Source organism: Wolbachia endosymbiont (group A) of Anomoia purmunda, from assembly GCF_947251545.1.
In the GTDB taxonomy this organism is placed as follows: domain Bacteria; phylum Pseudomonadota; class Alphaproteobacteria; order Rickettsiales; family Anaplasmataceae; genus Wolbachia.
The window spans coordinates 189,243-204,561 of the sequence record NZ_OX366362.1; the positions used below are offsets into that span (position 1 = coordinate 189,243).

Consider the following 15,319-nt stretch of genomic DNA (forward strand, 5'->3'; position numbering starts at 1 on the left):
TTACAAAACTTCATCTACATCTAGATTTTTATCTAAATAAGCTGAACGCGCTTATAAAGCGTTACAAGACATCAAAAAATGCCAATACTCGACAGAGATAGTAAAAGACTAGCTAACTCGGGGATTCTTTGTCTTTTTTTCTGCTTGGTAAATTCCTTAAACATTTGCAGCGTAAGTTAGTTGCAATTAAAAGCAGCTTAATCTTGCTTGTCAAGCGTTTAAAACATAAAAAACGCCAATATTTTAAAGCGGATAATAACCCCAGGGCTTCTTTTGCCTTTTTTTTTATCTGGTAAATAGACTTCTTTCAAAATTGTTAGAGGGAGTGTAAGATGAAGTATTTGAAAGCATGAAATATAAGGAAATAGAAAAGTTAGAAGGAGAAAAGTTTCGACGTTTAACAGGGGTAAAAAAAGCAACATTTGAGCGAATGGTAGAAATTCTAGAAGTGGAGGATAAAAGAAAAAAAGCTAGAAGTGGAAGAAAAAGTAAACTTTGCATAGAAGACAGGCTACTTATGGCACTGGAATATATAAGAGAATATCGTACATATTTTCATATTGGGCAAAGCTATGGCATGAGTGAAAGTAACAGTTTTAAAATAATAAGATGGGTAGAAGACATATTAATAAAACATCCAGATTTTGCATTACCAGGAAAAAAAGAGCTATTAAAGAGTGATGTAGAATATGAAGTTTTAGTAATAGACGGAACTGAAACGCCAGTAGAGAGACCAAAAAAAAGCAAAAGCCCTTCTACTCTGGAAAGAAAAAAAGGCATACTATAAAAACACAAATAGTAACAGAGAAGAAGAGTAGAAAAGTCATATGCACATCTTTCTCGAATGGTAGAAAACACGGATGTTTAGAGAATCAAAGGTAGCAGTATTGCCGCAAACTAAAATCTTAGCTGATGCCGGCTACAGGGGAATGCAGAAGATACACAAAAATGTTGTATTACCGCACAGGAAAACGAAAAAGAATCCGTTAAGCAAAGAACAAAAAAAAGAGAACAGGGCACTTATGAGCCAAAGGGCAATTGTTGAAAACGTAATTGAAAAGGTTTAAAATCATCTCGGACAGGTATAGAAACCGACGAAAACGTTTTGGTTTAAGGTTTAATTTGATTGCTGCAATTCACAATTTTGAGCTCCCTACATGAATTTTGAAAGAAGTCTAGTGGCTAAAGCGCTATAAAAATTTCCCTGATAATCTCTCACATGTAACTCAAAGCTGGGACACTGCAGTTTCAACAAACGATTCCAGCGACTTTAGCGTCTGCACCACCTGGGCAAAAATAGATAATAAATTCTATTTACTTGATGTATATCGAGCAAAGCTTGAGTACCCAAAGCTTAAAGAGCAGGTTCTGTCACTAGCTGCAAGATGGACGCCACACGCAATTTTGATTGAAGCAAAAACGAGTGGTCAACAATTAACACAAGAGCTAAAAGCAAACAGTGATCTACCGATTATCGAAATAATTCCACACAGTGACAAACTCACTCGATTTTATCAAATTGTTCCGGTGATAGAGTCTGGTAGGGTTTTTTTGCCACAGCAAGCGATATGGCTCAGCGATTTCGAGTACGAAATTTTAATGTTCCCAGAAGCTCGCCACGATGATCAAGTGGATAGTACGGTGCAATATCTGCAATGGATGAGAAAAACTAACACCAGTGCTTTCAGGGTCAGGGACTTTGGCCCCAACCCTAATAAAACACTTGGGTGGCTGAGAGCAGTGCAAACCGCTTATGCAAAAACTTTTCTTTTTTCTTGCGAGTGTTTCTCGGTCTTAGGAGAATCCACTTGAGTTCTAACAGTGGAAGTACTGGAATTCGATGAGACTGATGATCTACCACTCTGTGAAAACCCACCACTAGCTTCTAGTTCATCTTCATCACTTCCAGTATCACTAGTCGATTTTTGTGAAGACGATCCTAAAGAAACACCACTATCTTTAGAACTTGTAGAAGCGTTACCACTAATTCCTCGTTCATCAAGGATCGTCCAAAATAAGTCCACTTGCTCCTTTGCGGTAGGAGAAAGATTTTCACACATTTCGTTTTGCTTCTCAGGAAAAAAAAGAAGTGAGCATATTTCCTTCTCCTCACGAGAAAAAGATGAGAGTAGTTGCTCAATCTCCTCAGGACTTCGTGATTTCTTCACTTTTCCAGAACGAGCTAATACTATTAGCTCCTCATGTTCATTAATAGGAAAAAATCGGCATAGATTACTTAGCATATCACAAGAAAGAGATAAAGATAGTACCTTCTGCATTCCAGAAGAAAAACGTGAGAATGTTTCCTCATCAAACAGAATATCTTTTGTTGTTTTACCGTTATCAGAAAGGAACGCACTAAAAAATTGCTTCAATATATTTTGTTTCCGCTGAGATGAACCACTAGACTTTTCAGTAAGTGGCAGTGACTGTCCCCGCTCAAGTGACCATATACCACTATCTATAGAAGCTTTAGAACTACGGTCCCCAGCCTTACCTACGGCACCTTGTGACAGGAATTCTGAAATACTATCATTAGTCTCTGGCTTGCTTTTGGTATATGTTTCAGTAACAAAAGAAGTCTCTCTTAAGCGCTGACTATCTTTTACCATTTCACTTGGGGGTGAAAGAGATAGTGTAGATAAAGGTAGTTCTTCAGTTGCAGGAGCACTTTTACTTGAAAATGTCGAACCACGTCGTGTGCTATTTCGCCTAAAAGGTAAAGAGAAGGAACTTTTTATTTTACCCCCATGTTTCTTCGGAGATTCACTCTCTTGTGACTTTGCTTTAGAACACTCATCACTACTTTCTCGATCACTTTCATCAGACGCTAAAGGAGCACGAGGTTCACCACGAGCCTCTTGCACGCCTTCATCAGTAATTTGCAGTTCTTTAGATTCCTCACTCTCCATATCTTTTGGAGACTGTGCAAAAAACCCAAGATTTGAGGATATTGAACCTTCCAATATCTCTGGAACACTATTACCATTACTTGAAAAATCAGGAAAATCTGATAGCAATGATTCTAAATAAGATGTAAAACTATATCTATCAGAGGTAATAACATTATCACTAGTTCCAAACTCATCTGCAGCAGCAGCACTTAGATTTTTCCCTGATTTAGATTGCCCTGAAATAACAGGATTAACTGCAGTAGCATTCATCTGTGTCAATGGCCTATCACTCGTTCTAACTGAATTTACATAATTGAGCAACTGCGGTCCTTCTTCTCCTTCCTCTTTTTCTGATCCTTGCCTGGGAAGCCCCTGTATCCGTAATTGCTTAAGAAATGATTCTGGACCACCACTTGGAGAATATGCAACAGAATCCTTAGGTTGTGGAGGTGAATCACCAAGACCACTATCGCTGTCTCCTCTAGATTCAAAAAACCTACGTCCAGTTTGTTCAGGCGGTGTTCTTGGTGGTTCTGGAGGTGTAGGAGAATCGAGTGGTGATTGCAGTTGTGATGACCCTGCACTATTTGTACGTGTAGGAGAAGTTACTGTTGAGGAGGATTGACTACCTCTTATCGAGTCACGTCTCCTAAAATTTCCAGGATCAGCTGCAAATTCAAAACGTTTGTTTTCTGTATTATATTTAATTGGAGACTCCATCATTTTAGGGAGTAACTGAGCAATTCCTTTATTAGAGAAAGCGTAAATTGGGTTTTCACAACTGTTAACATCTGGATCTGCTGTCTTGCCTCTGATATCACTCATAAGATTTTTATATTTTATATTAATTTTGTACACATCCTTACGCTTTAAAAATTCAAGCTGATCATCACACGCTTTTGTTAAAGGTATAAGAACAAAATTATTGCCACTCCCTATTTTTCTTTCATCTGCAAAAATATCATATCCATAAGCATTAATTGGTTTTCCTGTCCATTTAAAAATAAAATCGCCAAGAACATCCTTAAAATTCTCAACTTTAGAATCTTCTGTGCCTGGAGTTCTAAAATCAAGCGCTACTTCTTTTTTAACATATTTTGTTACACTCTTGATTACCTTATCGCCAATGTTTTTAATATACAACATATCATTCTTATATTCATAAAAGTCTGAACTCTTAAGGCCACAGTTTTCTAACCTTGAGTTAAATTCTCTGATATATACCTCCTTAAACAACTCAAGAAGCTCTGAAGGATCTTCATACTCTTCCTCCTTAAAGTACTGGTCACTAAAAGATATATAGTATAAGTAAGGAGAAGGACCACGTATTACTCCTAATTGGGCAGATTCTCCTATGCATTTACAAGCTTCTTCCTCCGCCATTCCTACTCTTTGTTGTAGACATGCAATCACTTTCCCTCCCACAGCTCCCTCAAACTCCTGAACAAAATGAATCTTCAAGTTACGAATTACTTCATTATTTGTAGAATCTGTAAGCTCCACTTTCTTTACATTTTCGTCTATATCTTTTTCCTTCCCACTATTTACAAACGGAAAATAGTTTAAGTTATAATATTTACGTGCTACCTCACTTCCACCACTGTAGTGCCGCTTTATTATCTCCTCTCCTATCCCTCGCAGATATTCTTTTGTATTAGTACCACTAGCAAATAAGCCAACAATCTTTTTACCTTCTACAGTAAAATTAGTATTGATCTTACCACAAGCATAATTATTTAAATTAAACGCATTAACCAGCTCTTTTATATCCATAACTACCTCTATTAAAAATTGTTAAGAAACAACACTATTTGCTTTTTCCTTTATCTTTACTACTACCGGCACTAGTAGCACTACTACTACCCAGTTGTGCGTTAGGCTTACTGCTTTCACTTTGTTGCTCGTAGTTTTTATACTTATCAGGACCAATCCACTCAACCTTTTTATGTGAAGGCCACTTATTACCACCACCATTATCATTACTACCATGCATATTATCCTCGAGTAAAAATATTATGTAACCAATATACTAAAAATAAATTATAGTGCAAGCACTTTTTTTATATTTTTTAGTATAAATTTTATTCACTCTTTTTTCATAAAACTCTAGCTTCGAGATTCCAGCATCACGCGCTGGGATGACAAGAAAGAGGTACCAAAAAGAGACCTTTTCTTGTCGCCTTAGTAGCCATTCTAACATAGAATGTCATCCCAACTAAGAAGGGTGTCATCCAAGTAGCTAACACTGGGATCTAGTCTTTTTTATCACACAAGTAGCTAACACTAACAACTTCTCGATGGTGCATTACCATTTTCTCTTGCTGCACATTCATTCAACACATCAGTAATTTTTGATCTAGGATTTTCTTTAGCATCACTTGCAGCACTAGCACTAGACTTTCCATTATCAGCAAATTCTTTTCTTTGATTGTTCCTTTGAGCAACTTTTTTCTTAAATTTAGCATAAGGGTCATCCGTTTCTTGCTTATTAATAGACTTGATTCCTTTCTCGTTAACATTACCATTCAGACGACTTTCTGCACAACTAGCAGACTCGTTTTTCTTCCCATTATTAAACTCACTTCCTCTTCCATTAATATTACTTGGACGCCTTGCATCAAAACCAACATTCTCTCTTAGCTTAGAATCAGATTTCATCCTATTCGTTGCAGGCTGCCCTGTAGGTTTCGGTGGACACACCTCTTTCCTCGGTTCCTCCGGCTTCGCGTTTTTCTCTTCTTTGTCCACTTTTAGTTTTTGTGAATTTTCATGAGATTTTCTTTCAAGCTCAGTAAGACGCAATAGATGTTTCAAAGGATCTGACACAATTTCAAGCTCTGGTTTGCTCAGAACAACTGGTCTTACAAACCCAGATGAAACGTCAAAAAGGGAAACTGGCACAGCGGGCTTTTCTCTTTCATCTACCTTGATTTCTACGTCTTTACGAACTTCTTTAGTTGCTTCTAATGATGTTTTTTCTGCTTTTTTATCTTCTTTTTCTGCAGATGCCTCTACTATAGCTGCTAGCTCAACTCCAAACATCTCTGCAAACATTGTAACAATCCATCCGACAACGGCCATTTGTAACCTGAGTTTCAGATTTTGCAATGCAGTTAATCTTTCTAACGCCCTTGCAAACTCTTCTTCTGATAACTCACCACTGCCTAATTTTTCCTGCAATTCTTTTATCTCTTTGTCCAACCTCTGATTGAAACTTAAATCGCGTGCAAAAATCTTCTTGATTAACTCCTTAAGCTTGTCACGCATAAATTTAATTATCGAAAGAAGCCAATTTTTTTCTTTCTTCTCCTTGAGCATTTGGTAGACTTCCTGATCTACATCTACTTCAAAGAGGTTCAAGAGAGATTGAAAGAAATTCCAGAAATCTCCGAGTATTCTTTCTTTTTCACCAGTGAAGTAATCCTCCTCATCATTTTCTCCGATATGTAGCTCTGCTTGAGATGACATTTCATCGACACAACTAGAAGCCTGACGCTCACACTCGAGCCTCCTGAGTGAATCTTGTCTGGTGAGCTCCTCTATGGCTGCTTTTAGTTCATTTAACTTCTGCTCTGCAGAAAAATCTTGCTCCCTGATTTTTCCTTGGAAGATCGAGCTACCGTTTCCGTTGTTATCTGAAAAATTTTCCATTATTTTTGCCCCCTCAATAAAATTACTATCTTTATTGTTACCTGAAAAGCTTTCCACCATTTTTACTCCCTTCATAAAACTTAATAATTTAATTCTACAGTACTAAATATTTAAGAACTATTAATGTAAAGATATCAATAAAATTATTTACATTCTTACACTATATATATATTATATCATGTGCTACTTAACCTTTCAATAATATTTTTTATTTTTACTGCTTCTTCAAACTCTAGCATGCACTTTTCTTAAATTATCCTTATTAATATTTGTTTTTGCCTCTATCATCACTTTTTCTTGTAAAGTATTTGATATAGATTTTATTACACTCTTTGGCATAACATTTACAACATACTTTATCTATAAATGGAAATTATTATACTTGCAGCTAGACACAATTTGAAATAATTTACACTATAAAGTTAAGGAACGAGATCCCAGTGTCACGCACTGGGATGACAGCAGTCCTACGTCATACCGCGATTCATTCGCGGTATAGATTCCGCTAACAAGTAGCGGAATGACGAATTTTTGTTTTTCAAATTATCGTAAGTCACTTTAGCTATATCAGAGCAATAGAAGCAGTGCGTAGAGGAGCTCACCAGACAAGATTCACTCAGGAGGCTCGAGTGTGAGCGTCAGGCTTCTAGTTGTGTCGATGAAATGTCATCTCAAGCAGAGCTACATATCGGAGAAAATGATGAGGAGGATTACTTCACTGGTGAAAAAGAAAGAATACTCGGAGATTTCTGGAATTTCTTTCAATCTCTCTTGAACCTCTTTGAAGTAGATGTAGATCAGGAAGTCTACCAAATGCTCAAGGAGAAGAAAGAAAAAAATTGGCTTCTTTCGATAATTAAATTTATGCGTGACAAGCTTAAGGAGTTAATCAAGAAGATTTTTGCACGCGATTTAAGTTTCAATCAGAGGTTGGACAAAGAGATAAAAGAATTGCAGGAAAAATTAGGCAGTGGTGAGTTATCAGAAGAAGAGTTTGCAAGGGCGTTAGAAAGATTAACTGCATTGCAAAATCTGAAACTCAGGTTACAAATGGCCGTTGTCGGATGGATTGTTACAATGTTTGCAGAGATGTTTGGAGTTGAGCTAGCAGCTATAGTAGAGGCATCTGCAGAAAAAGAAGATAAAAAAGCAGAAAAAACATCATTAGAAGCAACTAAAGAAGTTCGTAAAGACGTAGAAATCAAGGTAGATGAAAGAGAAAAGCCCGCTGTGCCAGTTTCCCTTTTTGACGTTTCATCTGGGTTTGTAAGACCAGTTGTTCTGAGCAAACCAGAGCTTGAAATTGTGTCAGATCCTTTGAAACATCTATTGCGTCTTACTGAGCTTGAAAGAAAATCTCATGAAAATTCACAAAAACTAAAAGTGGACAAAGAAGAGAAAAACGCGAAGCCGGAGGAACCGAGGAAAGAGGTGTGTCCACCGAAACCTACAGGGCAGCCTGCAACGAATAGGATGAAATCTGATTCTAAGCTAAGAGAGAATGTTGGTTTTGATGCAAGGCGTCCAAGTAATATTAATGGAAGAGGAAGTGAGTTTAATAATGGGAAGAAAAACGAGTCTGCTAGTTGTGCAGAAAGTCGTCTGAATGGTAATGTTAACGAGAAAGGAATCAAGTCTATTAATAAGCAAGAAACGGATGACCCTTATGCTAAATTTAAGAAAAAAGTTGCTCAAAGGAACAATCAAAGAAAAGAATTTGCTGATAATGGAAAGTCTAGTGCTAGTGCTGCAAGTGATGCTAAAGAAAATCCTAGATCAAAAATTACTGATGTGTTGAATGAATGTGCAGCAAGAGAAAATGGTAATGCACCATCGAGAAGTTGTTAGTGTTAGCTACTTGTGTGATAAAAAAGACTAGATCCCAGTGTTAGCTACTTGGATGACACCCTTCTTAGTTGGGATGACATTCTATGTTAGAATGGCTACTAAGGCGACAAGAAAAGGTCTCTTTTTGGTACCTCTTTCTTGTCATCCCAGCGCGTGATGCTGGAATCTCGAAGCTAGAGTTTTATGAAAAAAGAGTGAATAAAATTTATACTAAAAAATATAAAAAAAGTGCTTGCACTATAATTTATTTTTAGTATATTGGTTACATAATATTTTTACTCGAGGATAATATGCATGGTAGTAATGATAATGGTGGTGGTAATAAGTGGCCTTCACATAAAAAGGTTGAGTGGATTGGTCCTGATAAGTATAAAAACTACGAGCAACAAAGTGAAAGCAGTAAGCCTAACGCACAACTGGGTAGTAGTAGTGCTACTAGTGCCGGTAGTAGTAAAGATAAAGGAAAAAGCAAATAGTGTTGTTTCTTAACAATTTTTAATAGAGGTAGTTATGGATATAAAAGAGCTGGTTAATGCGTTTAATTTAAATAATTATGCTTGTGGTAAGATCAATACTAATTTTACTGTAGAAGGTAAAAAGATTGTTGGCTTATTTGCTAGTGGTACTAATACAAAAGAATATCTGCGAGGGATAGGAGAGGAGATAATAAAGCGGCACTACAGTGGTGGAAGTGAGGTAGCACGTAAATATTATAACTTAAACTATTTTCCGTTTGTAAATAGTGGGAAGGAAAAAGATATAGACGAAAATGTAAAGAAAGTGGAGCTTACAGATTCTACAAATAATGAAGTAATTCGTAACTTGAAGATTCATTTTGTTCAGGAGTTTGAGGGAGCTGTGGGAGGGAAAGTGATTGCATGTCTACAACAAAGAGTAGGAATGGCGGAGGAAGAAGCTTGTAAATGCATAGGAGAATCTGCCCAATTAGGAGTAATACGTGGTCCTTCTCCTTACTTATACTATATATCTTTTAGTGACCAGTACTTTAAGGAGGAAGAGTATGAAGATCCTTCAGAGCTTCTTGAGTTGTTTAAGGAGGTATATATCAGAGAATTTAACTCAAGGTTAGAAAACTGTGGCCTTAAGAGTTCAGACTTTTATGAATATAAGAATGATATGTTGTATATTAAAAACATTGGCGATAAGGTAATCAAGAGTGTAACAAAATATGTTAAAAAAGAAGTAGCGCTTGATTTTAGAACTCCAGGCACAGAAGATTCTAAAGTTGAGAATTTTAAGGATGTTCTTGGCGATTTTATTTTTAAATGGACAGGAAAACCAATTAATGCTTATGGATATGATATTTTTGCAGATGAAAGAAAAATAGGGAGTGGCAATAATTTTGTTCTTATACCTTTAACAAAAGCGTGTGATGATCAGCTTGAATTTTTAAAGCGTAAGGATGTGTACAAAATTAATATAAAATATAAAAATCTTATGAGTGATATCAGAGGCAAGACAGCAGATCCAGATGTTAACAGTTGTGAAAACCCAATTTACGCTTTCTCTAATAAAGGAATTGCTCAGTTACTCCCTAAAATGATGGAGTCTCCAATTAAATATAATACAGAAAACAAACGTTTTGAATTTGCAGCTGATCCTGGAAATTTTAGGAGACGTGACTCGATAAGAGGTAGTCAATCCTCCTCAACAGTAACTTCTCCTACACGTACAAATAGTGCAGGGTCATCACAACTGCAATCACCACTCGATTCTCCTACACCTCCAGAACCACCAAGAACACCGCCTGAACAAACTGGACGTAGGTTTTTTGAATCTAGAGGAGACAGCGATAGTGGTCTTGGTGATTCACCTCCACAACCTAAGGATTCTGTTGCATATTCTCCAAGTGGTGGTCCAGAATCATTTCTTAAGCAATTACGGATACAGGGGCTTCCCAGGCAAGGATCAGAAAAAGAGGAAGGAGAAGAAGGACCGCAGTTGCTCAATTATGTAAATTCAGTTAGAACGAGTGATAGGCCATTGACACAGATGAATGCTACTGCAGTTAATCCTGTTATTTCAGGGCAATCTAAATCAGGGAAAAATCTAAGTGCTGCTGCTGCAGATGAGTTTGGAACTAGTGATAATGTTATTACCTCTGATAGATATAGTTTTACATCTTATTTAGAATCATTGCTATCAGATTTTCCTGATTTTTCAAGTAATGGTAATAGTGTTCCAGAGATATTGGAAGGTTCAATATCCTCAAATCTTGGGTTTTTTGCACAGTCTCCAAAAGATATGGAGAGTGAGGAATCTAAAGAACTGCAAATTACTGATGAAGGCGTGCAAGAGGCTCGTGGTGAACCTCGTGCTCCTTTAGCGTCTGATGAAAGTGATCGAGAAAGTAGCGATGAGTGTTCTAAAGCAAAGTCACAAGAGAGTGAATCTCCGAAGAAACATGGGGGTAAAATAAAAAGTTCCTTCTCTTTACCTTTTAGGCGAAATAGCACACGACGTGGTTCGACATTTTCAAGTAAAAGTGCTCCTGCAACTGAAGAACTACCTTTATCTACACTATCTCTTTCACCCCCAAGTGAAATGGTAAAAGATAGTCAGCGCTTAAGAGAGACTTCTTTTGTTACTGAAACATATACCAAAAGCAAGCCAGAGACTAATGATAGTATTTCAGAATTCCTGTCACAAGGTGCCGTAGGTAAGGCTGGGGACCGTAGTTCTAAAGCTTCTATAGATAGTGGTATATGGTCACTTGAGCGGGGACAGTCACTGCCACTTACTGAAAAGTCTAGTGGTTCATCTCAGCGGAAACAAAATATATTGAAGCAATTTTTTAGTGCGTTCCTTTCTGATAACGGTAAAACAACAAAAGATATTCTGTTTGATGAGGAAACATTCTCACGTTTTTCTTCTGGAATGCAGAAGGTACTATCTTTATCTCTTTCTTGTGATATGCTAAGTAATCTATGCCGATTTTTTCCTATTAATGAACATGAGGAGCTAATAGTATTAGCTCGTTCTGGAAAAGTGAAGAAATCACGAAGTCCTGAGGAGATTGAGCAACTACTCTCATCTTTTTCTCGTGAGGAGAAGGAAATATGCTCACTTCTTTTTTTTCCTGAGAAGCAAAACGAAATGTGTGAAAATCTTTCTCCTACCGCAAAGGAGCAAGTGGACTTATTTTGGACGATCCTTGATGAACGAGGAATTAGTGGTAACGCTTCTACAAGTTCTAAAGATAGTGGTGTTTCTTTAGGATCGTCTTCACAAAAATCGACTAGTGATACTGGAAGTGATGAAGATGAACTAGAAGCTAGTGGTGGGTTTTCACAGAGTGGTAGATCATCAGTCTCATCGAATTCCAGTACTTCCACTGTTAGAACTCAAGTGGATTCTCCTAAGACCGAGAAACACTCGCAAGAAAAAAGAAAAGTTTTTGCATAAGCGGTTTGCACTGCTCTCAGCCACCCAAGTGTTTTATTAGGGTTGGGGCCAAAGTCCCTGACCCTGAAAGCACTGGTGTTAGTTTTTCTCATCCATTGCAGATATTGCACCGTACTATCCACTTGATCATCGTGGCGAGCTTCTGGGAACATTAAAATTTCGTACTCGAAATCTTTCAACTTTAGGGGTAGTATTTTGATCTTTTATGGCTGTTGTATTCAGGTTCAGGATTTTTTCACTACTTTCGTCTTCATCTGTAGTAGTTCCAATATCGGTAGCAGTTTCTATTACAAAAGTGGGAAATGGTGTTTGCTGCTTTATGGCTGTTTCCATGCTAATTCTGAAAGCTTTTGTTTTTTGGCTTCTTCTAAAAGATCCTTTACAGCTTGATCATTCTTATACAGCCTTAGTAGTGTAAAAGTCTCGTCTCCGTAAGTTATTTTCGTCGCAAGAATTTTCGTATCCGTTCAGCCAATGGCGTCAACTTAAGAGCCTCCATTAGCAAACTCTCCTATGGATTTTCTGAAAAGTTTTTGAGTATATTGTATTTTTAATTTGTAGAATAAGATTTTTTCCTTTCTGCACGTCTCGTCTAAAAAGGACACATTTTAAACTTTTTTGTTGCAATAAAATAGAAACAAAAGTGCTGTTTATTGCACTTTTTGGATAATTTAATGATAAAAAATTTAGAGAGAAATTTTACACACTATCGCTTATATTTTTCCTTAAGTTGACGCCATTGGCTGAACGGATACCCTGTAGGAATGTTAACCGAAAAGCCAAGCAGTACTGTAGATTCTGATGGTGCTTTTAACGCCTCAGCTCATGGAGTGGGTTGATTATTCTCCATACTCAAATCTCTCGCTAGAAATAATGAGCCACAGATTAGTATGGTTTTGACGTTTTGGATAGAGGCTTTTAATATGTAATTTGATATTGCATCGCCAATTGATTCACATTCAACTGCTTTTATTCCTATGTTATTGGCTTTTTCCCTAATCAAATTTGTATTTGTTGCTTTAGGTTCAGACTTAACACAAACCGCACATAGTAGCTTGATATATGGCTTTAAGTGCTCTAAGAACTCTTCCACATTTCTGTTACGAGTAACACCAAAAACCACATAAATACCTTCAGCAAAATTATCTTTTACCCACTGAGATAGCACTCTAGCACCGTCATTATTGTGCGCACCATCTAAAAATAATTGCCAATCTTTCGGTAGTAGGGAAATTAAATTACCTTCTTTTATAGACTCTAGCCGTGCAGGCCAATAAGTGCACTGTAAACCTGAAGTGATATCCTCTTCTCCAATATCAAGTTCATATTTTCCACTCAAAATGCTACATGCTGCAATAGCATTGCCTGCATTAATCACCTGATGATCACCCTTTAAAGATGGCAAAGAAAATTCTATTGATTGAATAGCTGATTGAAAGACCATCCTATTACCTTGTTTTTCACAATTCCATTCAAGGCCTCCTCTATACAGAGGAGATTTCTTATTTATTGCATGGAATTCTAGTGTGTTCATTATAGATTTTTCTTGTGGTGCGATTACGCAAGGAACATTAGGTTTCATTATTCCAGTCTTTTCACCTGCTATGGTCTCTACAGTAGGGCCAAGATATTCTGTATGATCAAGGGCAATGGAAGTAATGATTGTTAAAATCGGACTATCTATAACATTTGTTGCATCAAGCCTTCCACCCATACCCACTTCAACTAAAGTTATATCGGCTTTATGACGAGAAAAAGCTAAAAAAGCTGCAATAGTTGCAGCTTCAAACAAAGTGATAGGTTGTTCTGCAATTACGGCACGGCATTCTTCTAACAAGCTATATAATTCATTATCATCGATATAACTGCCTGCAATAACTATTCTTTCATTAAAATTCACCAAATGTGGAGAAGTGTATGCATGGACCTTATACCCTGCTGCTTGCATTATATATCTTATAAATGCTAGTGTTGAGCCTTTCCCGTTAGTTCCAGCTATATGAATTACGGGAGGCACTTTTTTCTCGGGATTATCTAGTTTACTAAGAAAGCTTCTTATGGGATCAAGAGAAAAATCATTCGGCCTGTTACCAAGTGGCTTAGGCCAATGAGGCATATAGATCATTATTGCACTTTAATTCATCTATAACGCTCGCTATACCATGCGTATCAATCTTCTCACTAAATTGAGAACGTTGATTAATAGCAATACTTATTCCACTCATTACAACATCACTTATCAAGAAAGAACTGTGATTTTTAGTAACTTTAAAATCAATATTTGTAAATTCTTCATCACCGTAAGAAAATCTTGTACCAATTAAGCAAGTTTCATCGTCAACTGTTTTTGTACTCATTATGATCATTTCACTATCATGCATGTATTTATATAAAATTTTAACGCACAAATGCGTAAGATACACTTCATACTCTCTTAAAAAATCTTCTTTTTCTTTTTGTTTAACTAAAGCCCAATGTTTTCCTATAACGAATTGCGATATTCCTTTGAGGTTAACATTGTTTTGAATGACCTCCTGAAGCTTTTTTCGCACACATTCCCGGTTTTTTTTATTCTCCTTTGTAGATATACCATCCACTTGTTGCTTCATAGTATGCACAAAAATTTTGTGATCTGTACAATTAGTGTAAGCACTTGAAGAAATTACAATAAAAACAATGATAGTTAAAACTTTAGTAATGTTCATAAGATATATTTATTAGCTATGATACTTAGAATGCAAAGTTTAATAAAGATTAAATAATAATCGCTAGCTTTAATATATCTATAGACACACCTTGTATAAATCATCTACAATTAATTAAGGGTCTGTTCTATGCGTTATGAGTTAAGTTAAATTTCCCGAGCGATAATTTCTAGTCAAGGGAATTGCCTCTGTTAATTTCGTTGAAATTGATACGCGATGCCCACCTTAACTTTAGTCTCAGGAATCTACTAAGGCTGACGGTAGATACGGATCCTATTTTGATTGGTTTAACATTTATGCTTCATCAATACAAAGAACAGGGTGTTTTCCTATGTTCGCCTAATGAAGTATTCCAAATTGTAATTGATGTTGAAAGGTATCCTGATTTTGTTCCTTGGTGCAAAGCCGTTTATATAAAAGAAAAAATTAACAACCAAATGGTTGTGGATCTCCTCGCAGCTTTTCATGGAATTAAAGGTAGATATACATCAGAAGTTACTTCTCTTTCTCCAAGTGGAACAAATGAAGGTTGGATAAAAGCTGTATCATCAAATGGAATATTTAAACATCTATACAATGAATGGCAATTCATTCCCATAGATGAAAATAAAACTATGGTAAAGTTTTATATAGAGTTTAAGTTTAAGTCCAACTCATTTTCCACTTTATTAAACTCATTATATAAGTATACACAAAGTAAAATAATTGCTGCATTTAAAGATAGGGCTGAAAGCCTTGCTAAACAAAAGTTATCTTGACATTATTAATATAAATGTATAATTTTTTTTAGTAAGT

The 15,319-nt window shown here is 36.4% G+C and carries 10 protein-coding genes, 1 other RNA gene and 2 pseudogenes; 7 read left to right on the forward strand and 6 right to left on the reverse strand.

Annotated elements, in window-relative coordinates; all coding sequences use genetic code 11:
* Positions 1 to 349 precede the first annotated feature (349 nt).
* Positions 350 to 1,161 (forward strand): annotated as a pseudogene (locus OPR57_RS00950) (IS5 family transposase).
* An 18-nt stretch (positions 1,162 to 1,179) separates the two neighbouring features.
* Positions 1,180 to 1,695 (forward strand): annotated as a pseudogene (gene terL, locus OPR57_RS00955) (phage terminase large subunit); the annotation flags it as partial.
* A 56-nt stretch (positions 1,696 to 1,751) separates the two neighbouring features.
* Here the strand turns inward: terL and OPR57_RS00960 are convergent.
* The 3 genes from OPR57_RS00960 to OPR57_RS00970 all read right to left on the reverse strand — a co-directional run bounded on the left by OPR57_RS00960 (position 1,752) and on the right by OPR57_RS00970 (position 6,605).
* Positions 1,752 to 4,667 carry a hypothetical protein gene (locus tag OPR57_RS00960; RefSeq protein WP_265036795.1) on the reverse strand — a complete coding sequence of 972 codons (2,916 nt, stop codon included), beginning with the start codon at positions 4,665 to 4,667 and terminating at the stop codon, positions 1,752 to 1,754.
* Between the two features lie 34 nt (positions 4,668 to 4,701).
* On the reverse strand, positions 4,702 to 4,887 hold the full coding sequence (locus OPR57_RS00965; RefSeq protein WP_265036797.1) for a hypothetical protein: 186 nt from the start codon (positions 4,885 to 4,887) through the stop codon (positions 4,702 to 4,704).
* A gap of 290 nt (positions 4,888 to 5,177) precedes the next feature.
* Positions 5,178 to 6,605: a hypothetical protein gene (locus tag OPR57_RS00970; protein ID WP_265036799.1), complete on the reverse strand. Its 1,428-nt coding sequence runs from the start codon at positions 6,603 to 6,605 to the stop codon at positions 5,178 to 5,180.
* A gap of 603 nt (positions 6,606 to 7,208) precedes the next feature.
* Between OPR57_RS00970 and OPR57_RS00975 the strand changes: the two genes are divergently transcribed.
* The 3 genes from OPR57_RS00975 to OPR57_RS00985 all read left to right on the forward strand — a co-directional run bounded on the left by OPR57_RS00975 (position 7,209) and on the right by OPR57_RS00985 (position 11,819).
* Positions 7,209 to 8,393 carry a hypothetical protein gene (locus tag OPR57_RS00975; protein WP_265036801.1) on the forward strand — a complete coding sequence of 395 codons (1,185 nt, stop codon included), beginning with the start codon at positions 7,209 to 7,211 and terminating at the stop codon, positions 8,391 to 8,393.
* Positions 8,394 to 8,683: 290 nt separating this feature from the next.
* Positions 8,684 to 8,869 carry a hypothetical protein gene (locus OPR57_RS00980; protein WP_265036797.1) on the forward strand — a complete coding sequence of 62 codons (186 nt, stop codon included), beginning with the start codon at positions 8,684 to 8,686 and terminating at the stop codon, positions 8,867 to 8,869.
* Positions 8,870 to 8,903: 34 nt separating this feature from the next.
* The gene (locus OPR57_RS00985) at positions 8,904 to 11,819 is read left to right on the forward strand and encodes a hypothetical protein (protein ID WP_265036795.1); all 2,916 of its coding nucleotides are present in this window, start codon (positions 8,904 to 8,906) and stop codon (positions 11,817 to 11,819) included.
* Positions 11,820 to 11,945: 126 nt separating this feature from the next.
* On the opposite strand, the gene OPR57_RS00990 is transcribed toward OPR57_RS00985, so the two are convergent.
* The 3 genes from OPR57_RS00990 to OPR57_RS01000 form a co-directional block, all read right to left on the reverse strand.
* Entirely contained in the window at positions 11,946 to 12,152 is a 207-nt protein-coding gene (locus OPR57_RS00990) for a hypothetical protein (RefSeq protein ID WP_265036803.1), read from the reverse strand.
* Positions 12,153 to 12,642: 490 nt separating this feature from the next.
* Positions 12,643 to 13,944, reverse strand: coding sequence for a bifunctional folylpolyglutamate synthase/dihydrofolate synthase (locus OPR57_RS00995; protein WP_265036804.1), 1,302 nt, complete (start codon positions 13,942 to 13,944; stop codon positions 12,643 to 12,645).
* A complete protein-coding gene (locus OPR57_RS01000; RefSeq protein WP_265036805.1) occupies positions 13,919 to 14,524 on the reverse strand; it encodes an MlaC/ttg2D family ABC transporter substrate-binding protein in 606 nt (201 codons plus the stop codon). The genes OPR57_RS00995 and OPR57_RS01000 overlap by 26 nt, the downstream gene beginning before the upstream one ends.
* Before the next feature lie 116 nt (positions 14,525 to 14,640).
* On the opposite strand from OPR57_RS01000, the gene ssrS reads away from it, so the two are divergent.
* Both ssrS and OPR57_RS01010 read left to right on the forward strand, forming a co-directional pair.
* A non-coding RNA gene (gene ssrS / locus OPR57_RS01005) (6S RNA) lies at positions 14,641 to 14,801 on the forward strand.
* Between the two features lie 19 nt (positions 14,802 to 14,820).
* Positions 14,821 to 15,282: a type II toxin-antitoxin system RatA family toxin gene (locus tag OPR57_RS01010; RefSeq protein ID WP_265036808.1), complete on the forward strand. Its 462-nt coding sequence runs from the start codon at positions 14,821 to 14,823 to the stop codon at positions 15,280 to 15,282.
* Positions 15,283 to 15,319 lie beyond the last annotated feature (37 nt).

Bases quoted from the DNA above. Each gene is read 5' to 3' on its own strand.
- OPR57_RS00960 (WP_265036795.1), bottom strand. From the start codon at position 4,667: ATGGATATAAAAGAGCTGGTTAATGCGTTTAATTTAAATAATTATGCT.
- OPR57_RS00965 (WP_265036797.1), bottom strand. From the start codon at position 4,887: ATGCATGGTAGTAATGATAATGGTGGTGGTAATAAGTGGCCTTCACAT.
- OPR57_RS00970 (WP_265036799.1), bottom strand. From the start codon at position 6,605: ATGGTGGAAAGCTTTTCAGGTAACAATAAAGATAGTAATTTTATTGAG.
- OPR57_RS00975 (WP_265036801.1), top strand. From the start codon at position 7,209: ATGTCATCTCAAGCAGAGCTACATATCGGAGAAAATGATGAGGAGGAT.
- OPR57_RS00980 (WP_265036797.1), top strand. From the start codon at position 8,684: ATGCATGGTAGTAATGATAATGGTGGTGGTAATAAGTGGCCTTCACAT.
- OPR57_RS00985 (WP_265036795.1), top strand. From the start codon at position 8,904: ATGGATATAAAAGAGCTGGTTAATGCGTTTAATTTAAATAATTATGCT.
- OPR57_RS00990 (WP_265036803.1), bottom strand. From the start codon at position 12,152: ATGGAAACAGCCATAAAGCAGCAAACACCATTTCCCACTTTTGTAATA.
- OPR57_RS00995 (WP_265036804.1), bottom strand. From the start codon at position 13,944: ATGATCTATATGCCTCATTGGCCTAAGCCACTTGGTAACAGGCCGAAT.
- OPR57_RS01000 (WP_265036805.1), bottom strand. From the start codon at position 14,524: ATGAACATTACTAAAGTTTTAACTATCATTGTTTTTATTGTAATTTCT.
- OPR57_RS01010 (WP_265036808.1), top strand. From the start codon at position 14,821: ATGCTTCATCAATACAAAGAACAGGGTGTTTTCCTATGTTCGCCTAAT.